Source organism: Arthrobacter sp. 2762, assembly GCF_040548745.1.
GTDB lineage: Bacteria > Actinomycetota > Actinomycetes > Actinomycetales > Micrococcaceae > Arthrobacter.
On record NZ_JBEPSI010000015.1, the window covers coordinates 36,268 to 61,376 of the forward strand.

The window sequence follows — 25,109 nt, forward strand, 5'->3', positions numbered from 1 at the left end:
GGGACCCAACGCCGTCAATAGGCGATTGTGAGGCCTGCTCTGCGTCCCCGTTGCCTCCCTAACCTCGCAAGCTCGGCCAGGGAACCCGGGCAACGTGGGCCATGGTGAGGAAAAGCGCGCAAAGGGGGCCTGGCAACGCAGAACCAGCTATCGGCGTCGAAGTTCCGGGTATTCCAGATGGGGAGCAACCGTGCCGGCGTCCCGCTCAAGGAAGTTGACGGCGGGGGCCACGATGTCATCGATTTCATCCAAAACCGCTTCGCTGAGCACCACATCGGCGGCCTTCAGGTAGTCGGTGAGATGGTCCTCGGTCCGCGGTCCAATGATCACACTGGTGACGGCGGGATGGTTCAGCGCAAAGGCAACGGCAAGCTGGATGAGGGTCAGCCCGTACCTGGCGGCCAGCTGTGCGAGTGCGTCCGCCGCGTGCAGCTTGCCCTGGTTGAAGGGAGCGCTTACGTCGAAGCGGCCCGGCACAGCGGCCGAACGTGAGCTTTCGGGCTGGCCCGCCCCCACGCGGTAACCGCCAGCCAGCCAACCGCCGTCGAGCGGTCCATAACTCAAAACCCCGACGCCGTACTGCTGGGTGATGGGGAAAACGTCGCGTTCGTTGGCGCGAACCAAGAGCGAATAGGGAACCTGGTCCACCACCGGCGGCGTCAGGTGGTTGGTGTTCGCGATCCACTGTGCCTCGACGAGCTGCGCCGGGCTGAACACCGAGGTGCCGTAGTAGAGGATCTTGCCTTGCCGGATGAGGTCGTTCAGCGTGGTGATGGTCTCCAGGAGATCGGTGTTGTAGTCGGGACGATGCGCTTGGTAGAGGTCGATCCTGTCCGTGTTGAGCCGCCTCAGGCTGTCCTCCACAGCCCGGACAATCCACCGACGCGAATTTCCGGCATGCGCTGGGTTGGACCCCATCTGGCCATGGAATTTGGTGGCGAGGAAAACGTCGTCGCGCCTTCCGTGGATTGCCTGGCCCACCACGACTTCCGCCTCGCCCTGGGAGTAGATATCGGCGGTGTCGATGCTGGTGATGCCGCCGTCCAGTGCCGCCTGGATGATGCGGATGCTCTCGGCAGGGCCCGTGGGGGCGGTGCCGGTGCCAAAATTCAAGGTACCCAGAGTGAGAGGGCTGATCAGGGCGCCAGTGCGTCCAAGCGTTCGTAGCTCGTTGAGGCTCATGTCGGCTTCCTGTGGTGAGTCAGTGGTTGGACAGTTGCGGGCCAATGGTTGGATCAACCGTCATCAAGGGGATGTCCAATCGAGGCTACACAGGGCCGTGGGACGCCCAAATGCAAACGGTAGAACTTCTTCGTTTTTCGTCTTAAGGGGTAATGGAAGCGGCCTTAGTTCGCGACATTTCTTGACATGCGGCAACACAAATGTCTTTCGAATCAACAAATATTGCCGTTCCGGGAAGCGGGTGAATTATGGGAAAGGAACTCAAGCAACGCACGATAGGGGACAGCAAAAATGACACAGACGACCGTGGAAGAAACGGCGGCCATCAAGGCTGCATTTGCGCAGTTCCCGTCCGGAGTGGCTGCCTTCAGTGCCATGGTGGATTTCACGCCGGAGGCCCTGGTGGCTTCGTCCTTCACTGTGGGCGTGTCTTTGGAGCCGCCGTTGGTGATGTTCGCGGTGCAGAACTCCTCCACAACTTGGCCCAAGCTTCGGCAGGCCAGCAGGTTGGGTGTGTCCGTGCTGGCCGAGGGCCAGGAAGCGGCCTGCCTTCAGCTGTCCTCCAAGACCCGGGACCGCTTCGCCGGATTGTCCACCAGTGTCAGTGACTCAGGGGCCGTGCTGATCGACGGCGCGGTGCTGGGTTTCGAATGCGAGGTTGTCTCCGAGACGCCGGCGGGGGATCACGCGATCGTTGTCCTCGAGGTCAAAGCGACCACCATCAACCACGAATCCAAGCCATTGATCTACCACGGAGCAGCGTTCCGGCAGCTCGCAGCTTAGGAGTTGCGGCTTACCCCGCTGAGCGAACCCTTACGGATCGGGCTCGAAGACTTTCCATTCTTGGAAGTGTTCGGGCCCGATTTCTTCGGGCTGTTCCCTTGGCCGGATTTAGTGGATTCAGAACCGGACTTTTTCGGACCGCTGCCAAGAGACTGCTGCGCGTCCGGGGTCTTTGGGGCGGGCGGTTCGTCTTTGCTGGACGGCGGTGTTGGCTCGCCCACCTCGCGGACCGTCACCTTGATGGCTGGCGGTTCCTCTGCCTTTGCGCGCTCGGCCGCCCTCCGGTCAGCTTCCGCGACGGCGTCGGCCCAGTCCTTCGCAAGCACCGGGGGTTCCTTGCTTGCGGCCACAAGCAACGGGTGGTGGGCGGTCTGCGTTTCGACCACTTCCTTAACCTGGGCCGGCTTGGGCACCTTTTTGGGGCCAACCTTCCACGCGCCATCCTTGACGGCAGAAGTGGCAGCCGAGACCCGGCGTCGAACATCCCCAAGGAGGTCCTTCTTCGGCTCCGCCGCGACAGGATTGGGCTCGGGAAGAGCAGGTTCCTCGGCAGTGGAACCGGCAGGAACGTAGGCAAGATCTTCCAGCGGCGACTCAACAGCGTGACTGAAGTAATCGACGTCGTCACTTGCCGGTGCGGGTACGTGTTCCGGAGCGGGAGGCAAGTGGACGATGGTGACTGTCTCTTTCTTGGGGAAGATGCCGACCATCGCCAAGAGAATCACTGACACAAGCCGTCCCACTCCGGCAACTACCAGAGTGATGATGATGACCAACCCGAGGCCCAGGAACATGAGGATAGCCATCCCCACTGTGCCCAAATATGTCAGGTTGATGGCGAGTGTTGTCGGATCCTCCACGTAGCCTCCCCTGGCTGTCGTTTTGCGATGCGCGCATTGCCCACCCAGCTTGCACATCTAGCCTACGGTCCAGCACCGACGGAATCACGCCCCGCACCACCCCTCTGGCAGGGTTGTTTCGAAGCTGTTATACGGCGTGGGAAAATATGTTGCCCAGCTCTCATTTTCAGCCTCAGATTGGGACCCAGTGACCCCTGACTTCAGCCGACTCCGCAACGGTGCGTGCCCCTGCCTCTCCGGGGAGCAGTATGACGATTGTTGCGGGCGCTTCCACCGCGGTGAGGCCGATGCGCCCACGGCCGAGCAGCTTATGCGTTCCCGGTATTCGGCGTTCGTCATCCTGGACCCGGCGTACCTCCGGCGAACGTGGCACGCCTCAACCCGCCCGGCTTCCTTGGAGTTGGACGCGGACATGCATTGGCGCAGGTTGGACATCCTGGGCGTGTCCAAGGGCGGCCCCTTGGACACCACCGGCACTGTTGAGTTCGCCGCGCACTACCGTACCGACGGCGAACGCGGAGTACAGCGCGAACGCAGCCGTTTCGTACGTGAGGACAAGCGCTGGTACTACGTGGACGGTGACGTCCTGTAGCGGGCTACCGATACTTGCGGTGCAGGTTCTCCTTGCTTGAGGCGCCCGGGGACGCATCGGCGATCCACGGCCCGGTTCCTTCCGACTGGTCCAGGACGCCGGCCTCAAGCCAGGCGTAATCGCCGGCGAGGACTTTGCGCGAAAGGTGATGGTCGCCGTCGTCGGTGTTCCGCCACAACTGGTCGAAGTATTCGTCCACCCGCACGCGCGCCTGCTCACAGTACGCCTCGGCGAGCTCGAAGGCCGCCGCGCCATGCTCCGGGTGGGTGCGGAGCAGCATTTCTGCCCGTGAGCAGCATGCTGCCATGGCGAACAGTTCGGCGCCGATGTCCACGATCCTGCCCAGGAAGGCTTGTTTGTGTTCCAGCTTCGCTTGCCAGCGCCCCATGCCGTAGAAGGTCTGCCTGGCGAGCCGCCGCGAGGACCGTTCAATAAACCGCAGGTGCTTGCCCAAGCGCCCGAACTCACCGTAGGAGCGCGGATCCATGCCTGCTCCGGCCACGAGTTTCGGAAGCCAGCGGGCATAGAAACCTGAAGCCCCGACGGCGGCCCTCGCCTTGTCCTGCAGGCTGGCATCCGCTGAGGCGAGGTCGCCCGCCGCGGCAAGGTGTGCGTCCACGGCTTCGCGGGCGATGAGGAGTTTCATGATCTCGCTGGAACCCTCGAAGATCCGGTTGATGCGGAGATCCCGGAGGAGCTGCTCGGCCGCCACGGCGCGTTCGCCCCTGGCTTCAAGGGACTCGGCGGTTTCAAATCCGCGGCCACCGCGTATCTGAACCAGTTCATCGGCAATCCGGCAGCTCAGTTCGGTGGACCAGAGTTTGGCCAGTGCGGCTTCGATGCGCACGTCCTTCTGGCCGGCGTCGGCCATCTCGGCTGACAACTCAAACACGGCTTCCAACGCGAAGGTCGTGGCGGCGATGAAAGCAATCTTTTTTCCTACGGCCTCGTGCTTGCCCACCGGGCGGCCCCATTGCGTACGGGCGTTTGACCATTCGCGGGCAATCTTCAGGCTCCATTTCCCGGCGGCAACACACAGGCCAGGGATGGAGAGACGTCCTGTATTGAGCGTGGTGAGCGCTATTTTGAGGCCCTGGCCCTCACGTCCCAGGCGGTTTTCCACCGGCACGCGCACCTGGTGGAAACGGGTCACACCATTCTCGATGCCGCGCAGGCCCATGAAGCTGTTCCGGTTTTCCACGGTGATGCCGGGGGAGTCCATCTCCACGACGAACGCGGAGATGCCGCCCTTGTGTGTGGTGCCGTCGGCGTCGGTGTGGGCCGGAACCCTGGCCATGACTACCACGAGCTCGGCGATCACACCGTTGGTGGTCCATAGTTTCACGCCGTCCAAAAGGTAAGACCGGCCGTCGTCCGAAAGAACGGCTGTGGCGCCCATCCGGGCGGGGTCGCTGCCGACGTCGGGCTCCGTCAGGAGGAAAGCCGTGATGGCGCCGGCAGCGCAGCGCGGGAGGTATTCCTGCTTCTGCTCCGGCGTGCCGAATTCCTTCACGGGCTCCGGAACGCCAATGGATTGATGCGCCGAAATCAGTGCGCCAAGGCTCGGATGGACGGAGCCCACCAAAGCGAGTGCGCGGCCATAGTAGACCAGGGACAAGCCCAGGCCGCCGTACTCGCGCGGGATTTTCATGCCGAAAACGCCAAGGTCCGCGAGGCCTGCAAGGTACTCGTCCGGGATCTTCGCGTCGCGTTCGATCACCCGTCCGGACATGGACCTGCAGAACGCCTCGAGCTTGGCCATGAACTCTTCGCCGCGCTCCACGTCCTCCGTGTTGGCTTGTGGCCACGGGTGGATCAGGCTGAGGTCGAAGCTACCCAAGTACAGGCCCTTGGCAAAGCTGGGCCGGTTCCATTCAGTTTCGCGGGCGGCCTCGGCGACGGCGCGGGCTTCTTCTGCTGTGGCGTTGACGCTTGCGGCGGTGAGACTGTTGTCAGTAGCGGACGTCATGGGATAACTCCTCTAGCCGGTTGTGCCGGATGGAGCCAGGGTCCGCCTCGGGTGGGGAACCCTTCAGCTGTCCCTCAATGCTACCCGCGAGTAGCTACCCGTGCTAGGGGAAACCTGGGGCTGGAATTCGGCCGGGATTTCGACGTTTCCTGCATGGTGGACCAGGCTGTCCCACGCAAAATTGATGCCATGCACCAAGCCGCCCAGGACTGCCTTGACCGTGTACCAGGCCATGCCCATGGCGCCGATGAGAACGATAGTTGCTATGGCTGCTGCTGCGATGAACGCCACCAAAATGGCGGCGAATGCCAGCGTTCCAATGAATACGTAGGTGGCTGTTTCCAGAGCGGTAAAGTCGAAATCCATGGTTCCCCCTATGCGACAGTGCGTGGGTAGACGCGGCGTGGCTGCGTCGATGATCCGACACTAGGGGTGGGCGTAGTTTTCGGCCAGCACAGAATCGCGTCGCGGCCGTGTCGATATGGGATCGAAACCGAACCGGGCGGTATGTTACGGAATGGTTGCGGGGCCAGCCCGTCGGATCGTGCTTGGAAGGCTCGACGGCGGCCCTTTCAGCACCGCCCGACGCGGCGGTGATGCTCTGCGTTAACCTTGTACGGGGCAGTTTCCGCTGCCAGCCAGGTTTCGCAGCAGCTGAAGGAGAGTAGTTGTCCCGTTCAGCCATGTCCTCCGCCGACGCCATCAGTGCCCGGCTTCGCGACCTCGAGCAACTGACCAAAGGTCCCGCCTGGGCCCTGACACGTTCGGCCCCTTGGGTGATCGCGGTGCTGCAGGCTTCCTTCACCCGCACCCGGCCGCAGCTTCCGCTGGAAGAGTTCCATGCCGACGTCGACGCCTTCCTTGAGCAGCTCCGCCGCCAGGAACCAGGGCTGGGCGGCCAGCAGAACGGCAAGGCCTTCGGCGACGAATGGACGCGCAAGCAGTTCCTGACACGCCGCAACCAGTCCGGCCAGATCGTCTACGAGGTCACGGAAGCAGCGGCGCGTGTGCTCGCATTCCTGGACAGCCTCTCAAGCGAGCGTTCCACGCTCAACGGTTCCCGCTTGGGCACGCTGCTTGGCGATGTGGAGAAGCTCGCCAACGAGACCAATCCGGACCAGAGTGCACGTTTGGAGGCACTGGAGGAAGAAATCCAGGAGCGCCGACAACTCGTCGAGGACATCAGCTCCGGCGAGTTCGACGGCCTCCTGGACGACGAAGAAGCTGTTGAGGCTGCAGGCAACATCCTTGACCTCGCAGCCAGCCTGCCCGCTGACTACAAGAAAATGCGTGACCGCATCGAGGAGTTGGTGGGCGAACTCCGCAACCAGATCATCGAGGAGTCGCTGAGCAAGGGCGCAACCATGGCGCAGGTTCTGGAGGCCGACAAACGCCTGCGTCAAAGTCCCGAGGGCCGAACGTTCCGCTCCTTCACAGCCTTTCTGGAAGACCCCCAGCAGCAGTTGCGTTTCCGCTCCGCGATCGGCGAGGTCCTGAGCCGGCAGTTCGCGGACGACCTTTCGCACGAGGACCGCGAAACGCTGAAGAACCTCGTGGCCGAACTGCGCACCCAGCACAGCCAGATCCAGAGAATCTACGGCAAGCTCTCCGAGAGCCTGAACACCTACATCCAGAGCGACGACGTCCGTCAGTCGGTCAGCCTGCGCAAGGTTCTGGCTGAGGCAGAGCAAGCCATCCGATCCATGCCCTACGAACGTGACCGGCCCGGCCTGGTACGCGGACCTGTGCTCTTCAATGCCGGATTCGAGTCGTTGGCCATGGTCAAACTCTTCGACCCCGACGAATTCGCGACCCCGCCCCGTCTGGCAGACCCCATCGCCTTCAGTGACTCGGACAGGGTTCGGTCAGCTCGCACCGGCAAGGCCAGACCTGCTGTTGTGCGGGCCGCAATGGCCGGCGCAGCCACCTTGGGCGAGGCGTGGGAAAACCTGCCCGCCGAGGAACGACACATCAACACCGTCCGATCCCTGCTCTCCATGGCGCTGCACAGCGGCGCCGGGTTCAACCGGGCCGCTTGGGAACACATCGACTTCGAACAAATCGACGGCAGTATCCGCACCGCGTACCTGCCTGTCGTCACGCTGAATGAGGATTCTGATGACTGAGGAAATCACGACGACGGACGTCACCGAGGAGGGGCACGTCACCGTTGAGCATGCCACCGCCGAGGAGGCTGAAGTCCCGGCTGAAACGGCGTCACACGCCAGCCATGGTGACCCATTCCGGGTCACCGCGCGGGACACGTTCGTTGACGGCGCTGCGCTTTTCCCGGGCGACACCGGAGTGCTGCCGATGAAGGTTCGTCACGCGCTGGTCAAACTGCTGAAAGGCCCCTACATCGACGGCGGCCGCGACGAGAAGCTCTGGACCACACTCCTGGACAACCAACTCATCCTCCGCAGCCGCCTCTCCGAACTGTTCCTCACCCTCCAGCTCGATCACGACCGCAAGATCGCCGTCCTCCGCCCCGTCGACCCCGAGATCATTGGTGCCAGCTCACGATCAAGCATCCTGCGGCAACAGCGTGCACTGAGCCGCGTGGAAACCATCGTCCTGCTCCGCCTGCGCCTCCTCCTGGACCGTCACGTCACAGCCCAGACGGACCCCACCATCACCCGCGAAGAGATCTCGGACCTCGTCGCCAACTACACCCCCGCAGGGCAACAGGACGCACTCCGCGACTCCGACGTCGTCAGCCGCACCATCACCAAACTCCTGGCCCGCCAACTCCTCCTCCCCACCCCCTTGGACGACACGTACACGATCAGCAACGCCCTCCCACTGGCCCTCCCCTTCGAAAACATCGGCGACATCCCAGCCCAAATAGAGGCCCTCATTGCCGTGGCCGCCGACGAATCAGGAACAGAGCCGCTGCTGGATCTGGATTCTGAGAGCCCCGACTCTTCTGACGACGACGACGCCGCGCCCGGGGCTGGGGACGACGACGCCGATGCCGCCCCCGCCCCTTCGCCGGACGACTCTGCTGCAAGCAGCGAGCCGCCCGGCTCCGGAAGGCCCGATGCCACTCCCGGGGCGGCATCGGCGTCGTCTACCTCGGGCGCGAACCTCACCGAAGCGACCGGTACCGCCGCGTTAGGTGACCCAAAAAGCGACCAGGAGCCAGCCAAGTGACTATCGCAAGCATGCTCCCACTCGGCGAGCTCACGAACCCTGGACAAATGCGTCTTGCCTTGGTGCAGGTGGTCAACTGGGGCACGTTCCATGGGGCCCATACGATGCACGTGGACCGCAACGGGACCCTTCTGACGGGCAATTCGGGCGTCGGCAAGTCGACGCTGTTTGATGCCATGCTCCGGGTGTTTGATGCCCGCCCGCGCTCCAATGAGGCCGCTGCGCAGCGTTCGGGGGGCGCTGTGGAGGACAAGAGGACCACGTTTACTTATATGCGCGGCAAGGTGGGTGATAAGGCTGTTGGCGATGGTTCGGCCAGTGCCTTCCAGCGCCCTGGTGCCACGTGGTCCGCCGTCGCGCTGACGTTTGATAATGCGGCTGGCACGAAGGTGACGGTCTCTGCGCTGTTTGATTTGCCGAAGAATGGCACGGAGTCCAGCGTCGGGCGTTTTTATGTGATTGACAACAAGCCGTTGGACTTGGAAGCGATCGAGGGGATTGCCCAGAAGAGGTTTACCAAGGGTGCGTTGGAGGGGATCTTCCCTGACGGCCAGGTCTTCGACGTGCATAAGGCGTTTGCGGAGCGGTTCCGCAGGCTCCTCGGCATCAACTCTGACCAGGCACTTCCCCTGCTGCGTGTGATCCAGGCCGGGAAGGGCCTTGGCGGCAGCGTTAATACGTTCTTCCGTGACCAGGTACTTGATGCTCCGGCTACGTTGGCTGCGGCTGATGATGTGGTGGAGGAATTCAGCAACCTGATGTCCATCCGGCAGCGGTTGGAGGATGTCCGGCAGCAGCGCGACCAATTGGCGCCGGTTCCGGGGCTGAACAAGGACTATGCGCAGGCGTTGTTGGATGCGAACAGGCTTCGTGAGTTGGCTGGCGAGGAATTTGAGGCGTACAAGCAGCAGCTTGCGGTCACTGTCCACGCCAAGACCTTGGCGCGTTTCAAGGAATTGGCACAGTCCAAGGCGCAGGAACTCGCGGCTGAGCGCACGGTCCGGGATGCTTTGGCCAAGGAGCTCCGTGAGCTGGAGCTGGACTACAACAACCGCGGCGGTAACGCGATTTCGGCTATCGAGCAGTCGTTGGAGAACGCCCGTGTAAGTCTGAAGTTGCGCCAACAGGTGGAGGAATCTGCCCGGAAGGCGCTGGCCGATGCGGGACTGAACCTTGAGTGGTCGGCCGAGGGCTGGGACCAAGCCCATGAGCAGGCTGCCACGCGTTCGGCGGAGTTGAAGGACGATACGGAGGCTTTGAAGGAGCTCCGTTTCGAGGCCTTCGACGGCCACGCGACCAAGAAACGCGAGCTGGCTGCGGCTGAGCAGGAGCTGCTGTCGTTGCGGTCGCGCAAGTCCTTGCTGCCGCCGTCGAGTATTGAGAACCGAGCCGCGATCGCAGCCGCAACCGGCATCCCCGAGGAGCGGATGCCGTTCGGCGGCGAGCTGATCGACCTCGCCGAGGGCCAGGATCAGTGGCGTCCGGCTGCAGAGCGCGCGCTCCGCAACCTCGCCACCACGCTGTTGGTTCCGGGAGAGCATTTCGCTGCGGTGACGCGGTACTTGAACGACAACACGGTGCGGGGCGCACTGCGGGCAGTAGACGTGTCCAAGCCGCTGACCGGTGGGGCGCTGGCTGTTGAGGACGTGTCCGACGGCGACCTCTTGACTAAGCTGAGCATCCTCACCTCGGGCGCCAACGCCGACGCCGGGGCATGGATCCGCGAACGGATCGCCTTGGACTTCGCGTACCCGTGCGTGGAGGACCCGGACGAGCTTGCCTCGATGGACAAGGGCATCAGCCTCGGTGGCGTGGTGAAACGCAACCGGCACACCGTGGAAAAGGACGACCGTTTCACGAGCCGGCAGGATTACGTCCTCGGCTTCGACAATGCGTCCAAACTTGAACTGGTGGCCGCCCGGGTGGGCGAGCTGGAAAACGAGCTGGCCAAAGCTGCCGAATTGGCGCAAAGCCGTGAGGATTCCCACCAAGGCATGGCCCGGCAATTGGAAGCCCTTCGCAGGGTGGCCGAGGATGAGCGTCCATGGGAACAGGTCTCCGCAGCGGTTGCGGCGGACGAGCTTGCCCGGATTGAGCAGCGGCTTTCTGATGCGTTGGGTGCCCAGGCGGACCTGGAACCGTTGCGCGCCAACATCGAGGCCGTACGGGAAAAGCACCAGTCCTCCACAGGTGCGGCGGCCGTGCTGCAGAGCGAATACAAAGCGCTCGACCAAAAGATGATCACGGCTGACGGCCTGCTTGATGCCGCGAGGTTGAAGCTTGAGCAAGCACCGCCGTCGGGCTCTACCGTGGCCGCGCTGGAACCGTACTTTGCCGGCGTCGGCGAGGTATCCGAGCTTTACGAACTGGACAACCTGGCCAACAGCGTCCGCAACAAGTTGCTCGACGAGCTGCACGCCGCCGAATCACGCAGCCAGGCTACGGCAGAGCGTCTGACGCGAATATTCGAGGCTTTCGTGCGCGATTGGGGCAGCGCCATCAGTGCTGACTATGGCACGTCCATCGGAGCTGCCGGGGACTTCGAATCGCGATATCACGCGATCGTAAGCGATGGCTTACCCGCCCAGGAGGCGGAGTTCCGACTGTTCTTCAACCAGCGCACGCACGAATCGTTCAGTACGCTCCTTCACCTGCTGGATGAGGAGCGCAGGAGTATCACCAGCCGGATCCTGCCCCTCAACGGAATCCTGTCCGAGGTCAATTTCCACGAGGGCAGCTATCTGGAACTGGACATCAAGCAGACGCTTCCGGCTACGGCCAAGCAGTTCAAGGATGCTATCCAGAACGCGCTGAAGGCCAAGCACACGCGGCCCTCCCGCAGCGCATCTGCCGCTGCCGGAACAGAGGCCGACGACGACGCCGAGCTCACCGCCCGCTACAAGTCCCTGGAGACCCTGGTGAAGCGTCTCGGTTCCCAAACCCCTGAGGACCGCCGCTGGCGCGCCGAGGTCCTGGACGTCCGCGGCCACCTGTTTATCCAGTGCAAGGAGCACAGGGAGGTGGCCGCCAAGTCGGCGAAAACCGGCAAGGCCGGCAAGAAGAAGACCGAGGTCTTCATGCATGCCGATACCGGTTCCATGTCCGGCGGTGAACGCCAGCGCTTCACGGCGTTCATCATGGCCGCGGCCCTGAGCTATCAGCTGGGCATTGCCGAGCAGGGCTTCACCACTTACGGCACCGTGATGATGGACGAAGCGTTTGTGCTGGCCTCCGAGGAATTCGCCGGGGCCGGAATCAAGGCGCTTCACGAATTCGGCTTCCAGTTGTTGCTGGCCGCGCCGGAAAACGTGATCGATCTGTCCCGGCACCTTGGCTCGGTCACGGAAATCCTCCGCGATAAGCGGACCAACCGGTCCGGCGTGCTCACGGCTCCCGTCATTGCAGGCGCTGGCGAGCCTGGCGCATGGCGGTCCGAAGCCAACCCCGTAGACATCGTCCTGCGATGAAGCAACGCGGGGTCACATATGGCCGATGGTGGAGACCTTAATGGGCCAAAGTGACCCCGCGTTGCCTTTAGCGGGTGGAAGTCCCGCGGACCCGATCCAGGAACTGGTCCGTCCGTTCCTGGAGCCCGGCGATTTGCCGAACCACGACGACGGCCGGGTCCGGGTTGATTTCATTGGCGGGCGGTTCCTTGCGCACATTGGCGCTGCAGCCGAACTCGGCACAGATCAGGGTCCCCACGGTGTTGCCGTCCTTGCCTGACTGTCCGGCCTTCTTGGCGACCCACAGATAGACGTCGTCTTTGGAGAAGACGTCGCGGCACAATTCACAGAGGACCACGCGCTTCTTTCCGGAGCCACCTTCAGGAGCGCGAAGCATGATTCCGGTGAGCTTGCCCCGGTGCGGTACCACCAGGTAACCGCGCTGGGGCATTTTTTCGTCGCGCCAGCCGAGGAACTCAAGGGTGTCCCAGTCGATGGTTTCAAAGTCGCGGGGAAGGTTCAGCTTGGCGGCTTCGGAGCGGCTGGCATTGATGAATGATGAACGGATTTGTTGGGCAGTGATTTTCTGCACGGCACAGCTTCTTTCGGAGTTGATCGACGTCGCGCTGAAAAGGAGCGCGATAGCTGGAAACGGGCGTCGGTCATCGGTGAAAGCGAGGCACAGCAAAGAGACCCAAAAAGGGATCCTTGTTGTATCTGGAGTGCGTGTACCTAGAGTGATGCCGACGGGCGGGGGAGTGCCAAGCAGGCCAAAATGGCCACCTCGCCAACCATGGCTGCAGCAACTGAAACCGTGCGCACGCTCATCTCCTCGTCGTTCTCCTTGGAAGCGGTAGTCCGCTGCCGATATCTTAGCAATGCCGCAGCTTGGGGATTACGTAATGCAAACGTTTCGTAATTATCCAAAGGCTAGGCTAGCCTTACTTAGGTTCGCATCCCTTACCTAAGGAGTCCCGTGGCTTCCCTTCTTCCACGCCGCGCCCTGCTGAAGACCGCAGGCACCGCGACAGCCGCTTTAACCGCCGTCGCCCTTTCCCTCACTGGCTGCTCCACCGGGCCCGCCACCTCCACTCCGGCAACGGAGCAGGCAGAAACCGCTGCTTTCCCCGTGACCATCAAGCACGCTTTCGGTGAGACCACCATCAAGGAACAGCCCAAGCGCGTAGTCACCATCTCCTGGGTCAATGACGACGTCGCAATAGCCCTGGGCGTTGTCCCGGTTGGCGTTCCCAAGAACGAGTGGGGCAACAACGACAAGGGCTCCACGCCGTGGAAGGATGCCGCGCTGGAGAAGCTTGGCGCGGGCTTCGGTTCGGACAAGGCTCCCGTGCAGTTCTCCGAGGCGGATGGCATCAACTTCACTGAGATCGCCAAGCTGAACCCGGACGTCATCTTGGGCGCCTACTCCGGCCTGGAAGAAGCCGATTACAAGAAGCTTTCTGAAATCGCTCCCGTGGTTGCCTACCCGGAGCTCGCCTACGGTACGCCCTGGCAGGAAAGCACCACCATCATCGGCAAGGCCCTCGGCAAGGAAGCCGAAGCCAAGAAGCTGATCGAGGACACTGAAGCCACCGTCAAGGACAAGGTTTCCAAGTATCCGCAGATCAAGGACAAGACCTTTATCTACGGCAACCTTGAGCCGGCCAAGGGTGACGGTGTGAACGTCTACACGGCCATCGACAACCGCCCGCGCTTCCTCTCCGAAATCGGCATGAAGCTCGCTCCGGTAGTGGAGCAGAACACGAAGACCAAAAAGGACTTCTTCATCCCGTGGTCCGCTGAAAAGGCTAACGAGCTCAAGTCCGATGTCTTCGTGACATGGGTGCCCGAAGCCGCCACGGCCGACGCCATCAAGGCCGATCCCCTGCTGGGCCAGATACCCGCCGTCAAGTCCGGCGCACTCGTTGCCGACGCCGATCAGACCCTTACGCTGTCCATCTCCGCCTCCTCGCCGCTGAGCCTTCCGTGGGCCCTGGACACGTTCCTGCCGCAGCTGGGCAGCGCAGCGGACAAGGCAGCCGACGCGGCAGGCAAGTAACTGCAATGAAATTGAGTACGACGACGGCGGCTTCCGTGGGGCAGGTTGGCGGCACATCTGTGCCGGGTAACCAGCGAGATAGCGCCCCTCGGAGCAACGCGGCCGATGGGGGAACCGGTTCCAGCGTCACAGGCGGGCGGAGTGCCTGGCTGGTGGTCGCTGTCGTCGTACTCGTCGCTGCGTGCGCAGCATCCCTGGCAATCGGCGCGCGCGGACTTCCCCTGTCCACCATTTGGGAAGCTATCACCAACTTCAATCCAGAAAGCGGCGACCACGCAGTGGTCATCGCACGGATTCCCCGAACAGTATTGGGTCTCCTGGCAGGCGCCGCCCTGGGCTTGGCCGGAGCGGCAATGCAGGGAGTGGCCCGCAACCCCTTGGCTGATCCCGGCATTCTGGGACTCAACGCGGGTGCGGCCCTTGCAGTTGTCGTGGGCATCTATGTTTTCGGTGTCGGTTCGCTGACCGGCTACATTTGGTTCGCTTTCATCGGCGCCGCAGCGGCCGCCGTCGTCGTTTACGCCATCGCATCCAGGGGCCGTGACGGTGCGACGCCGGTCAAGCTCGCCCTCGCGGGCGCGGCGCTGAGTGCCGGCCTGTTTTCGCTGATGAATGTCATCCTGGTTTCAAGCCAGGACACCTTGGACCGATTCCGGTTCTGGCAGGTGGGAAGCATTGGCGGACGGGACTGGTCCGTTCTGCTGCCCGCACTTCCCTTCCTTGCTATTGGCGCCGTGATCGTCCTGGCCAGTGGCCGTATCTTGAACAGCCTCGCGTTGGGTGACGACATCGCCCGTGGACTTGGCCAGAATGTTGCCCTGTCCCGCGGAGTCATCGGCCTGGGGATCGTCTTGCTGTGCGGATCCGCTACGGCGCTGGCCGGACCCATTGGCTTCCTCGGCCTGGTGATTCCGCACGCTGTTCGCTCGCTCACTGGTCCGGACTACCGTTGGGTCCTGCCGTTCTCCATGATCTTGGCGCCCATCCTGCTGATCATCGCCGATGTGATCGGCCGCGTGGTTCTGCTTCCGGGCGAAGTTCCCGCCGGCATCATGACAGCGCTCGTGGGTGCGCCGGTCTTCGTCTGGCTCATCCGCCGCGGAAAGGGGGCCGGGCTGTGACCACCCCCAAATCGACTTCCCTGAAATCCCGCGCCGAGCTGACACCCAGCATCGATGATCCCCGCGAGCATGGGCATGATCTGACACTTCGGCGCCGCCTGGGCCCCACGCTTCTCCTGAGCCCTACCGTCTTCCTGGGCTTGGCCCTCGTGGTCATGTTCGCGGTGTACGTACTGCTGGGCAGCTATACCGTCACCATTCCCGATTTCTTCACAATCGTCTTCAACCACCTCACGGGCGGTGAGAAGATCCCCGGCGCCAGCTTCATCGTCATGGAGCACAAACTGCCGCGCGCTACCGTCGGAACACTGATCGGCGTGGCTTTTGGCTTGGCCGGCGCGCTTTTCCAGACCATGCTGCGGAACCCCCTGGCGAGCCCGGACATTATCGGCATCAGCTACGGCGCCAGTGCGGCGGCCGTGACGGCGATTGTGATCTTTGGTGCTTCCGGAGCGGTCGTCTCTTGGGCAGCCCTTGGCGGCGCGCTGGGTGTTGCGGCCATTATCTACGCCATTTCGCGTGGCACCGGATCCGGGGCAGGCGGAGGCAGCCGCGGCAATGCTGCCGGCAACCGACTCATCCTTGCCGGTGTGGGCATCGCCGCGGCACTGCACGCGGTGGTCAACTTTCTCATGACCCGTGCAGACATCCGTACCGCGGCTGACGTCCTCGTCTGGCTTAACGGTTCGCTGAATTCTGCCACTTGGGAGCGCGCCGGGATCCTCACGGCCTCCTTGCTGGTCCTGGTTCCGGCTGTCATCATCCTGGCCGGCCCGCTGCGCATCCTCGAACTTGGGGACGATACAGCCGCCGGCCTTGGCATCAGGGTCAACGCCACCCGGCTGGGACTGGTGTTGACCGCCGTCGGGCTTGCCGCCGTCGCAACGGCCGCTGCCGGTCCCGTTGCGTTCGTCGCTTTCCTGGCCGGACCAATTGCACGCCGCATCGTCCGCAAACCCAGCCTCCCGGCGTCGGCCTTTACCGGTGCCCTGATCGTGCTGGTCGCTGACTTCTTCGCCTCCAACATCGCCCCCGTCATCCTCGACGGAACCGTCCTCCCGGTCGGCGTCATTACGGGCGCCCTCGGTGCACCCTTCCTGCTGTGGCTTCTGGTCACCTCGAATCGAAAGGAAGCCTGACATGGCCATCCTTAATGCCAAGGACCTGACACTTCAATACGAGCAGCGCAAGGTGGTTGAGGGCCTCACCACCGAAATCCCCGAAGGTAAAGTCACCATGATCGTGGGCGCCAATGCCTGCGGTAAGTCCACCCTGCTTCGAGGACTGTCGCGGCTGCTCAAGCCCGCCGGTGGTGCCGTGACCCTCGACGGCAAGGACATCCACTCCCGACCAGCCCGGGAGCTCGCCCGGACCTTGGGACTGCTCCCGCAACACCCCACCGCTCCGGACGGAATCAGCGTGCGCGACCTCGTGGGACGGGGCCGGTATCCGCATCAGGGGTTCTTCCGAAGTTGGAGCGATTCCGACGACGCCGCGGTGCAGCGGGCGCTCCAAGCTACCGCAACGCTGGAACTCGCAGAGCGAAGCGTCGACGAACTGTCCGGCGGACAGCGCCAGCGCGTCTGGATTGCCATGGCCCTTGCTCAGGAAACCGACGTGCTGCTGCTTGACGAGCCAACCACGTACCTGGACCTTGCGCACCAGGTTGAAGTGTTGGACCTCGTTACGGACCTCAACCGCAGCCGGGGCACCACCGTGGGGATCGTGCTCCACGACCTCAACCTCGCCGCGCGCTACGCCGACCACGTCATCGCCATGAAGGGCGGATGCATTGTGGCCGAAGGACCCGCACTCGTCGTAGTCACCGAGCAACTGGTCTACAACGTCTTTGGCCTCGAATCCCGGGTGGTTCCAGACCCCATCTCGGGAACACCGCTCATTGTCCCCATCGGACGCCACCACTCACAGCCCGTTTCAACCAACGAACTGGAGATCGCCTCATGAGTGCACAACCCACCCGGACCCAAGCGAGCGCCGCCGTGGAACCCATGACCCTCGCCTTCGACGTCACAGTCTCGGCCGTGCAGGACCTGAGCCCGAATTTCCGCCGGATCACGTTCGGTGGTTACTCACTGCGCGGCTTCGGCGTTGCAGGGGACACCCTGGACCTGCGCGTGAAATTGATGATTCCTTCATTCGACGCGGACGGACAGCAGATCCCCCTGCCCGAATTCAAGATGGAAGAAGCCGGGTGGTACCAGGAATGGTTGGCCATGGACCCGTCCATCCGCGGTGACATGCGCACGTACACGGTCAGGGCTGAGCGACTCGACGCCGTGTACCCCGAAATCGACATCGACTTTGTCATGCACTTCGACGACGCAGGCCACGGCGGACCCGCAGCCAACTGGGCGAAAGAAGCCAAGCCCGGAGACGCCCTCACCATCATTGGGCCCAACAATCGTGCTGCCCAATGCACCACCGCCGGTGCCTACGGCGGCATCGAATGGCGTCCCGGCCTGGCACAGAGAGTCCTGCTCGCCGGAGACGAGACAGCAGTGCCGGCAATCAGCGCCATCCTCGAGAGCCTGCCCGCGGACATGACCGGCCACGCTTTCCTCGAAGTTCCCGAAGCCGGCGACTTCCAGGACATCAGCACACCTGCCGACATCGAAATCACCTGGCTTGCCCGTGGCGCAGCGATTGGACGCTCCCGCCCCCACGGCGAACTCCTCAAAGAAGCCGTCAGCAAGGCTGTCCCCGTCCCCGGGTGGGTAGGCCTCAAGGGCACAGACTCCGCTGCCGGTCCCGAGCCCGAAGACGTCAACGTGGACCAGGACATCCTCTGGGAAACCCCGCAACGCATGGACACCGCAGCCATCGAAGCCACCAAGAACCCCACTTTGCCTGCCGGTGCGCTGCCGTTCTACGCCTGGATCGCCGGGGAAGCATTCGTGATCAAGGAAATGCGACGGTACTTGGTGCGGGACGTAGGAATTGATCGGAAGCAAGTGGCGTTCATGGGGTACTGGCGACGAGGTAAGGCAGAGGGCTAAGCGTGTTTTAGCGCTGTGGCCGGGTCCGGCCGATGCGCTCCTACACAAAACTGCCGCTGCGGCCTTGCGGGCACGTCGCCCTTCCGACGTTCTCTCACTTCCCGCGGGTTTTTGGGGGACGTTCTCTCACTTCCTGTTCGTCCTGTTCACTTTGGGTTGGTTGGGGTGTAACCGGGGGTGGGTAGCGTTGTCTGGATGCGGGATGGTTACGCGGTTGGGCACAGCGGACGACGGCGGTACGTCGCCCTTGGGGATTCGTTCACCGAGGGCGTGGGGGACCCGAGCAAGGTCCTGCCCAATGGGGTTCGCGGATGGGCAGACAGGGTCGCCGAGAAATTGGCCAAAGCGCAGCCTGGATGGGAGTACGCGAACCTCGCCGTGCGGAGTAAAAGGCTCCGGCACATCATCGATGAACAGCTCGAACCCGCCCTGGCCATGGAACCAACACTCATCACGCTTTATGCCGGCGGCAATGACATCCTGGACTTTGGGACGGACATGGATGCGCTCCTCAACGACTATGAACTGCTGGTCGCCCGGCTTGCCGCCACTGGGGCAACGGTGGTCCTCTTTACCGGCTTTGACGTGAAGGTCTCAGCCGTCCTGGAACCGTTCAAGAAACGCAACACCCTGTACAACCAAAAGGTCCGTGATGTCGCCGCAAAGTATGGGGCGATCCTGGTGGATTACTGGTGCTTCGACGCCTACAAAGACGCACGGATGTGGGCCCCTGACCGGCTTCACATGTCCAAAGCCGGCCACAAATATCTCGCCGCCCAAGTCCTGGACCATCTAAACGTCCCGCACAAGATTTCTCCGAAGCAATGGGACCCACCCCAAAGAATGACCATCCGCGAATGGGAACGCAGGCAGCGGCGCTGGGTGAACGACTGGGTGCTGCCCCTCTTTGGACGTAAACTCCGCGGCATCACGCTGGGGGACTCCCTGAATCCGAGGTGGCCCCAGCCGGTGAAAGTCCCGCGGAAGGGCGGACTGAAGAAGCTGGCAGAAAACCAGCAGGCTACGCAGTGAAGCTACCCGGCAAGCCTCAGTTCTCCAGCAGGTTCTCGTAGCCCTCGGCCACAGTGGTCGCGGTGAATTCGATGATCTCGAACTCGGCCACGCCGTTGCTGAAGAACGGGTCTTTGGCCAGTGAGTCATCCAACGTTGCCCGGTCTGCTTTGGACAGCAGCACGCCGCCCGTGGCTGGGACGCGACGTCCCGACGCAAGGAACACGCCGGCGTCGAACGCGTCCTTAAGCCAGGCCATGTGGGCTGGACGGTGGAAATCGGCGATCTCATCGGGGACTTTGTAGGTCAAGGCGACAACGAACATTCCGCCAGCCTACCGTTTGCGGCTGCAGCAAGGCCGGGCCAACCGGCTAATTCTCCTAAGATGGATCCATGACTGAACCCCGCTGGCTTAATGCCGACGAACGCCGTGCCTGGTTGGCCCTCTTGAGCATCAATACGTTGCTCCCCTCGGCGTTGGATACGCAGCTTCAGTCTGCTGGAAAATTGTCGCTGTTCGACTACAACGTGCTGGCGATGCTCTCGGAAACCGAGGGACGGTACCTGCCCATGAGCGAGCTCGCCGCCCGGACCAGTGCGTCGCTGTCGCGCCTATCGCACGTGGTCACCAAACTCCAGAAGCGCGGCTGGGTGGAACGCCAGGCACACCCCGGCGACGCGCGCGTCACCGTCGCCCACCTGACCGAGGCCGGTATGTCCACCATTGTGGCCCTCGCTCCAGGTCACGTTGAGTCCGTGCGGGCGCTGATGCTCGATTCATTCTCGCCCGACGACGTCGCGGACCTCGCGCGCATCGGCGAGAAAATCGTCTCCAGGCTCGACAATAACCATTGGATCCTGCGCGAATCGTAGCCTTGCCCACGCTTTGTAGGTAGCGGTCGGCTAATGGCAGACTGACGGCATGGATTTTTCTGCCCGTTATGTTGCCTTGGGGGATTCGTTCACTGAGGGCGTTGGCGACGACGACCCAACCCGCCCCAACGGCGTCAGGGGATGGGCTGACGTCGTTGCCCGGCAGCTGGCCCACAGCAACGAGGACTTCGGCTATGCCAACCTCGCAATCCGCGGCAGGAAGCTCCGCCAAATCATGGCAGAACAAGTGGACGCGGCAGTCGCACTGAAGCCCACTTTGGTAACGATGTACGCGGGTGCCAACGACATCCTGCGGCCAAAGATCGATATTGACTCCCTTTTGGAGGATTACGACGCCGGCATCGCCAAGTTAAGCGCGACGGGAGCCACCGTAGTGCTTTTCACGGGCTTTGACGCCCGCGGTTCGAAGGTTTTCAGCACGATGCGTGGACGGACCGCGATCTACAACGAGTTGCTCCGCGAAATCGCCGAGAACCATGGTGCCCTGCTGGTGGATTACTGGCGGTTCGATGAGTACTACGACGTCCGGATGTGGGCGCAGGACAGGATGCACATGTCGACGGCGGGACACGTTAACATGGCCAAGCGCGTGCTGGACGTCCTCGAGCATGAGCATGTGCTTGAAGTCCCCGAACTCGCTCCGCTTCCCACGCTGAACCGTTCCGAAGCCATCCGGGCAAATGCGCGATGGGTCCGGGAATTCGCCGGCCCGTGGGTGGTACGCCGTGTGCGGGGCACGTCCTCGGGCGATGGGCTTAGCCCGAAGTATCCAGCTCTGATCCGCCCGGTCTAAAAGGACTGGTCTAGAAAGCCCGGTCCAGATGAACTGCGCTCAGGCGGGCCTACGGAAACCCGGCGTGGCGAGCAGCGTTCCGGCCCTGCCAACCGCGAGCACGTCGACGTCCCATTTCTCCATGGCATGATCCAAGGTTTGTGTTCCGCCGGCGACGATTGCCGTTGCCAGGACGTCGGCCGTAACAATGTCCTGCGCCGCGACGGAAACCTGAAGGAACTCCGACCGTCCTGCACCGACGGTCCAAATGTGTTCTCCCCTTTCAGCCGAGCCTGACGTTGCAAGGGCCGCCATTCCGTGTTCCGCTGAATCGCTGAGGCGGTATGTACTCAGCAGCTTCTGGCGATCGAAGGGATCAACGATCCCGGCCCGCCACGGATTGGGATCTTCAAAGCCAGAGTCCGTTGGCCCGGGTGATCCGCTGACCAGCACATCCCCACCAGCGTTGAGGCACCAATCGCGCAGGCCGAGCGCACCTAAGGACAGCGCAGCTTCGCGCATGGCGTGGGCTTTGACAATTCCGGAAAGATCCAACGCGCCGTCCGATCGCTCAGCCGTGAACGCCCCTTCGGTGTCCACGCGCCATTCCGAGGCCGCTGCATAGAGTTCCTGCATCAACTCCGAGGCATACGCCAACGTCAGTTCGCCCCGGGCCAGCCGGCTTGCCTCAGATCCTTCGCGGTAAAGGCTGAACGTCAGGTCGAGCTGCGTAAATATCTCTCCTACGACGTCGACGGCGGACTGCAGCTCATCGACGGCGGTTTGGGCGGACGTGCCGCTCGCCACGGTCAGGCTCACCACAGTGCCCATGCTGCGGAAGGTACGCGCACGGAGCTGTTCGCCGTTAAAAGTTGGCTGCATCGAGGGCCGCCTGAAGGGAGGTGAGATAGGCCTCACTGGTGACCGTCGCGCCACTGACGGTTTGTACGTTGGCTGATTGGGCCTGCAAGACTTCGGAACGCAAGACCGGTGCTGCCCGGCTGCTGATCTGGGCCGACTTTCGTTCGGCATCGGTGAGCTGCAGGGGTGTGACCTCGGTGATCCTGCCGTCCTGGATGGTCACCTGCACCTGGATTGTGCCGAAGCGGGTCCCGACTGACGCGCCGTCGTACGTTGCCGCCGTCGTGCTTTCCGCGCTGCTGCCGCCGGTACCGGTGCTGCCGTTCGCAGCCGAACCGCCGGCGGACATGCTGCTGCTCAGGCTCGTTGTGGTGGAAGTGCCTGTTTCCGCAACGTGAGCGCCTGATTGCCAGCCTGCGAGGAGTATGCCCGCGGACGCCAGGGCCGTTGCCATTGCTGCCCGGATTCTCACCAGTCGAACCTTTCGTAGTGCAGTTGTTCCGCAGGTACCCCGGCGGCTTGTGCGTCCTGGACCACTTTGCTGGCCCAGCCAGCGGGGCCGCAGACGTAGACGTCGGCGTTGGCCACGTCCGACACATAGGAGCGGAGCGTGAAACCGGCTTGGACGGCTGATTCGGGCAGCCATTCGTTGGGGCGTACGGAGCGTGGGCCGGTCAGGTGGAAGAGCGTTGCGCCGCGGGCTTGGCACAGGGCCATGATTTCCTGGCCAAGGAAGAGCTCTGATTCGTCGTGTCCGCGCAGCAGGACCGTTGCATTGCCGGGCTCAAATGGGGTGGATTCCAGCAGCGACCGCAGAGGCGTGATGCCAATGCCGGCGCCGATCATCGCCACTCTGTTGCGGGACCGGGCGGCGGTGCTGAACATCCCATAGGGTCCCTCAAGGGCGACCCCGGTGCCGGGCCTGAGGCGGGCCAGCCGGGCGGATCCGTCGCCCAGGTTTCGGACGGTGATACGGAGTTTGGCCACCGTTGTGCCCGTGGCCGGAAGCGGTTCCGCGGACAGGCTGAAGGGGTGCGGCTGCCACCAGAACCCGGGAGCCAGGAACCTCCAGATGAAGAACCTCCCGCCGCTGCCTGCCAGCGATTCGAGGTGCAGTCCGGTCATTTCGATGGTGAACACGTCCGGTGCCACGCGCACTATGCGGCTGACCCTGAGTTGATGCCGGGCTGTCGCCGCGAGTGGCTGGTAAATCCTGAAGAACAGGAGCGCCGCGCCCGTTCCGATGCAGATTGCCAGCCAATACCAGCGCTGCCAGCTTCCTTCGGCAAAGAGTCCGCCAACACTGAACTGGTGGGGGATCGCCGTTGCCACTGCTGCGTACGTCAGGAGATGGATCACGTACCAGAATTCGTAAGGAAACTTGCGACGGATAGCCACCAGCGAGGTCACCACCACCGTGATGAACAGCGCCATCGCGACGAACGCGAGCCACATATCCGGCACGTTGACCCACAGGGACACGGCTTCGCTGACAGGGTCAAGCCCTTCTGCGGCGCCATACCCAACGGCGATGAAGATCCCATGTGCCAGCAGCAGGTAAAGCGCCGGCTTGCCCAGTGTCTTGTGGATCTCAAGAGCACGGTCATGACCGATTGTGTTGTCGATCAGCGGGATCCGGGCCGCGAGAAGCAGCATGAGCAGGACCACGTCCATGCCGACCAAACCGGCCACGATTCCCAGGGCCGTCGCGCTTCCGGCAAAGGAGGAGAACCCGCCTGCGCCGCCGTCTGCGAGCCACAAGGCGACCGCGACCACCGGGGACACCCACGCGAGGAAACCCAGCAGGTCCGCCCGGGCCAGCCGCCGTCGGGCTTGCACCCGGAAGGGCTCGACGACGGCTGGTGGCGTCCGTGGGCCCGCCGCCGCGGACTGTTCAGCACCCGAAACACGTGAAAGAAGCGAGGTCATGATCCAAGACTCGCCAGGCATCCTTTCGTTCTGCTGTGAAAGGGCTTGTGAGGGCTTATGATTCCTGATTGGTCTTAATTTGGCCTGACCCGTAGAATAGTTAGGCGCTAGGTAGTGCGGATCGTGTGCAATTGCTCCGGTTGGCGGTGAGGTCAGTCTGACTGACATCCCGATGGCCGGTAGTTAGGGGCTCAAGTTGCGTGCATTCCTGTATTCGCCCGGTATCCCAGGATCTGTTCCAGTGTTTATCACTGCCCGGTTCTGAGGCCCAACCTTCTTCGCCGTACTTGATGCGGAAACTACCGAATTGGTATGGATCGGACGCGAACGCTGCCTGTCGCACGGTAACGCAGGAACATCTGCACACCGTTACATTCAATTTTTTGGAGGAGAGTCATGGCAGCACACTGCCAAGTGACCGGGGCCGAGCCGGGCTTTGGACACAGCATTTCGCACTCGCACCGCCGCAACAAGCGTCGGTTCGACCCGAACATTCAGAAGAAGCGCTACTGGGTTCCGTCCCTGCGCCGTAACGTCACGCTGACCCTGTCAGCCCGTGGCATCAAGACAATCGACGTACGCGGCATCGACTCTGTCGTCGCCGATATCCTGGCACGAGGAGTAAAGCTCTAATGGCAAAGGACAAGGACGTACGTCCGATCATCAAGCTGAAGTCCACTGCGGGCACGGGTTACACCTACGTAACGCGCAAGAACCGTCGTAACGACCCTGACCGTCTGGTCTTGAAGAAGTACGACCCCAAGATCCGCCAGCACGTCGAATTCCGAGAGGAGCGCTAAACACATGGCAAAGAAGTCCAAGATTGCTCGCAACGAGCAGCGCAAGGTCATTGTTGAGCGTTACGCTGCCAAGCGTCTCGAACTGAAGAAGACCCTGGTTGACCCCAACGCGACTGACGAAGCACGCGAAGCTGCACGCCTCGGCCTGCAGAAGCTGCCCCGCAACGCCTCCCCGATCCGTCTGCGTAACCGCGACCAGATCGACGGCCGTCCCCGCGGCACCTTCCAGAAGTTCGGTATCTCCCGTGTTCGCTTCCGCGACATGGCTCACCGCGGTGAGCTCCCGGGTATCACCAAGTCTTCCTGGTAATCACGAAGCTCTGAAAGGGCCGGCAACCGTTATGGTTGCCGGCCTTTTCTGCGTTTAAGCGTGCTTGCCGGTGGTGCCGACGTGTGGGTGCCGCCACGCGCGGGTTGTTCTCTCACATCGTCGGTGTTTTTGAGCATTCTTCTCTCAGATCCCGAGGTCTTTTGGGGTTTGTTCTCTCATGTCTGTTGTTTCTTGGTGGCGGGGTTGGGAATGTTTGACGGCGGTGGTTGGGTTTGGTGTTGGGCGGCCGGGCTGTGGGTTTGGTGTTGGGCGGCCGGGGCGTGGGTTTTGGTTGGTGTGACGGGCTTCACGGGTGGTTGTTTTGGTGGTTTTGGGGTGGTTTTGGGTTT

Annotated in this window: 24 protein-coding genes and 1 pseudogene; 16 read left to right on the top strand and 9 right to left on the bottom strand. The window is 62.7% G+C overall.

The window, feature by feature from the left end:
- Positions 1–147: 147 nt before the first annotated feature.
- Positions 148–1,182, bottom strand: a complete 1,035-nt coding sequence (locus ABIE18_RS20855; RefSeq protein ID WP_499724429.1) for an aldo/keto reductase — start codon at positions 1,180–1,182, stop codon at positions 148–150.
- A gap of 291 nt (positions 1,183–1,473) precedes the next feature.
- On the opposite strand from ABIE18_RS20855, the gene ABIE18_RS20860 reads away from it, so the two are divergent.
- Positions 1,474–1,965 (top strand): flavin reductase family protein, encoded by a 492-nt coding sequence (locus ABIE18_RS20860; protein WP_431116957.1) that lies wholly within the window; start codon positions 1,474–1,476, stop codon positions 1,963–1,965.
- Here the strand turns inward: ABIE18_RS20860 and ABIE18_RS20865 are convergent.
- A complete protein-coding gene (locus ABIE18_RS20865) occupies positions 1,962–2,825 on the bottom strand; it encodes a hypothetical protein (protein ID WP_499724430.1) in 864 nt (287 codons plus the stop codon). The genes ABIE18_RS20860 and ABIE18_RS20865 overlap by 4 nt on opposite strands.
- Positions 2,826–3,012: 187 nt before the next feature.
- On the opposite strand from ABIE18_RS20865, the gene ABIE18_RS20870 reads away from it, so the two are divergent.
- Positions 3,013–3,417, top strand: a complete 405-nt coding sequence (locus tag ABIE18_RS20870; RefSeq protein ID WP_499724431.1) for a YchJ family protein — start codon at positions 3,013–3,015, stop codon at positions 3,415–3,417.
- Positions 3,418–3,421: 4 nt separating this feature from the next.
- Here the strand turns inward: ABIE18_RS20870 and ABIE18_RS20875 are convergent, their stop codons facing one another.
- Both ABIE18_RS20875 and ABIE18_RS20880 read right to left on the bottom strand, forming a co-directional pair.
- Positions 3,422–5,386 carry an acyl-CoA dehydrogenase family protein gene (locus ABIE18_RS20875; RefSeq protein ID WP_499724432.1) on the bottom strand — a complete coding sequence of 655 codons (1,965 nt, stop codon included), beginning with the start codon at positions 5,384–5,386 and terminating at the stop codon, positions 3,422–3,424.
- Positions 5,387–5,449: 63 nt separating this feature from the next.
- Complete coding sequence (locus tag ABIE18_RS20880) at positions 5,450–5,752, bottom strand: hypothetical protein (RefSeq protein WP_431116953.1); 303 nt, start codon at positions 5,750–5,752, stop codon at positions 5,450–5,452.
- A gap of 302 nt (positions 5,753–6,054) precedes the next feature.
- On the opposite strand from ABIE18_RS20880, the gene ABIE18_RS20885 reads away from it, so the two are divergent.
- The 3 genes and pseudogenes from ABIE18_RS20885 to ABIE18_RS20895 all read left to right on the top strand — a co-directional run bounded on the left by ABIE18_RS20885 (position 6,055) and on the right by ABIE18_RS20895 (position 12,006).
- On the top strand, positions 6,055–7,512 hold the full coding sequence (locus ABIE18_RS20885; protein WP_499724433.1) for a DUF3375 family protein: 1,458 nt from the start codon (positions 6,055–6,057) through the stop codon (positions 7,510–7,512).
- Positions 7,505–8,371 (top strand): annotated as a pseudogene (locus ABIE18_RS20890) (DUF4194 domain-containing protein); the annotation flags it as partial. The gene ABIE18_RS20885 and the pseudogene ABIE18_RS20890, both read left to right, overlap by 8 nt.
- Before the next feature lie 164 nt (positions 8,372–8,535).
- Entirely contained in the window at positions 8,536–12,006 is a 3,471-nt protein-coding gene (locus tag ABIE18_RS20895) for an ATP-binding protein (RefSeq protein WP_499724434.1), read from the top strand.
- Between the two features lie 67 nt (positions 12,007–12,073).
- On the opposite strand, the gene ABIE18_RS20900 is transcribed toward ABIE18_RS20895, so the two are convergent.
- Positions 12,074–12,577, bottom strand: coding sequence for an FBP domain-containing protein (locus ABIE18_RS20900; protein ID WP_499724435.1), 504 nt, complete (start codon positions 12,575–12,577; stop codon positions 12,074–12,076).
- A 384-nt stretch (positions 12,578–12,961) separates the two neighbouring features.
- Between ABIE18_RS20900 and ABIE18_RS20905 the strand changes: the two genes are divergently transcribed.
- From ABIE18_RS20905 to ABIE18_RS20930, 6 genes are all read left to right on the top strand, one after another.
- Positions 12,962–14,044, top strand: coding sequence for an iron-siderophore ABC transporter substrate-binding protein (locus tag ABIE18_RS20905; RefSeq protein ID WP_499724436.1), 1,083 nt, complete (start codon positions 12,962–12,964; stop codon positions 14,042–14,044).
- 5 nt (positions 14,045–14,049) lie between these two features.
- Complete coding sequence (locus tag ABIE18_RS20910; RefSeq protein ID WP_499724437.1) at positions 14,050–15,165, top strand: FecCD family ABC transporter permease; 1,116 nt, start codon at positions 14,050–14,052, stop codon at positions 15,163–15,165.
- 155 nt (positions 15,166–15,320) lie between these two features.
- Positions 15,321–16,304 carry a FecCD family ABC transporter permease gene (locus tag ABIE18_RS20915; RefSeq protein ID WP_499724446.1) on the top strand — a complete coding sequence of 328 codons (984 nt, stop codon included), beginning with the start codon at positions 15,321–15,323 and terminating at the stop codon, positions 16,302–16,304.
- 1 nt (position 16,305) lies between these two features.
- Positions 16,306–17,130, top strand: coding sequence for an ABC transporter ATP-binding protein (locus tag ABIE18_RS20920; protein ID WP_499724438.1), 825 nt, complete (start codon positions 16,306–16,308; stop codon positions 17,128–17,130).
- Positions 17,127–18,182, top strand: a complete 1,056-nt coding sequence (locus ABIE18_RS20925) for a siderophore-interacting protein (RefSeq protein WP_499724439.1) — start codon at positions 17,127–17,129, stop codon at positions 18,180–18,182. Before ABIE18_RS20920 ends, ABIE18_RS20925 begins: the two co-directional genes overlap by 4 nt.
- A gap of 195 nt (positions 18,183–18,377) precedes the next feature.
- Positions 18,378–19,214: an SGNH/GDSL hydrolase family protein gene (locus tag ABIE18_RS20930; RefSeq protein ID WP_499724440.1), complete on the top strand. Its 837-nt coding sequence runs from the start codon at positions 18,378–18,380 to the stop codon at positions 19,212–19,214.
- 16 nt (positions 19,215–19,230) lie between these two features.
- Here the strand turns inward: ABIE18_RS20930 and ABIE18_RS20935 are convergent, their stop codons facing one another.
- Positions 19,231–19,518, bottom strand: a complete 288-nt coding sequence (locus ABIE18_RS20935) for a YciI family protein (RefSeq protein ID WP_431116943.1) — start codon at positions 19,516–19,518, stop codon at positions 19,231–19,233.
- A 68-nt stretch (positions 19,519–19,586) separates the two neighbouring features.
- Between ABIE18_RS20935 and ABIE18_RS20940 the strand changes: the two genes are divergently transcribed.
- Together ABIE18_RS20940 and ABIE18_RS20945 are read left to right on the top strand one after the other, a co-directional pair.
- A complete protein-coding gene (locus tag ABIE18_RS20940) occupies positions 19,587–20,066 on the top strand; it encodes a MarR family winged helix-turn-helix transcriptional regulator (RefSeq protein ID WP_499724441.1) in 480 nt (159 codons plus the stop codon).
- A gap of 49 nt (positions 20,067–20,115) precedes the next feature.
- Positions 20,116–20,880, top strand: a complete 765-nt coding sequence (locus tag ABIE18_RS20945) for an SGNH/GDSL hydrolase family protein (RefSeq protein WP_224165598.1) — start codon at positions 20,116–20,118, stop codon at positions 20,878–20,880.
- A gap of 39 nt (positions 20,881–20,919) precedes the next feature.
- Here the strand turns inward: ABIE18_RS20945 and ABIE18_RS20950 are convergent, their stop codons facing one another.
- Genes ABIE18_RS20950 through ABIE18_RS20960 form a run of 3 tightly spaced genes read right to left on the bottom strand, consistent with a single transcriptional unit; the run spans position 20,920 to position 23,649 of the window.
- The gene (locus ABIE18_RS20950; protein ID WP_499724442.1) at positions 20,920–21,741 is read right to left on the bottom strand and encodes an FAD:protein FMN transferase; all 822 of its coding nucleotides are present in this window, start codon (positions 21,739–21,741) and stop codon (positions 20,920–20,922) included.
- The gene (locus ABIE18_RS20955; RefSeq protein ID WP_499724443.1) at positions 21,725–22,192 is read right to left on the bottom strand and encodes an FMN-binding protein; all 468 of its coding nucleotides are present in this window, start codon (positions 22,190–22,192) and stop codon (positions 21,725–21,727) included. The genes ABIE18_RS20950 and ABIE18_RS20955 overlap by 17 nt, the downstream gene beginning before the upstream one ends.
- Positions 22,189–23,649, bottom strand: a complete 1,461-nt coding sequence (locus tag ABIE18_RS20960) for a ferredoxin reductase family protein (protein WP_499724444.1) — start codon at positions 23,647–23,649, stop codon at positions 22,189–22,191. The genes ABIE18_RS20955 and ABIE18_RS20960 overlap by 4 nt, the downstream gene beginning before the upstream one ends.
- A 396-nt stretch (positions 23,650–24,045) precedes the next feature.
- On the opposite strand from ABIE18_RS20960, the gene rpmB reads away from it, so the two are divergent.
- From rpmB to rpsN, 3 genes are read left to right on the top strand one after another with little or no spacing between them, the layout of a single operon-like run.
- Positions 24,046–24,282 (top strand): 50S ribosomal protein L28, encoded by a 237-nt coding sequence (rpmB, locus tag ABIE18_RS20965; protein WP_011776361.1) that lies wholly within the window; start codon positions 24,046–24,048, stop codon positions 24,280–24,282.
- A complete protein-coding gene (gene rpmG / locus ABIE18_RS20970) occupies positions 24,282–24,449 on the top strand; it encodes a 50S ribosomal protein L33 (RefSeq protein ID WP_003798558.1) in 168 nt (55 codons plus the stop codon). Before rpmB ends, rpmG begins: the two co-directional genes overlap by 1 nt.
- Before the next feature lie 4 nt (positions 24,450–24,453).
- Positions 24,454–24,759 (top strand): 30S ribosomal protein S14, encoded by a 306-nt coding sequence (gene rpsN / locus ABIE18_RS20975; protein ID WP_216927432.1) that lies wholly within the window; start codon positions 24,454–24,456, stop codon positions 24,757–24,759.
- The last annotated feature ends 350 nt before the right edge of the window (positions 24,760–25,109 follow it).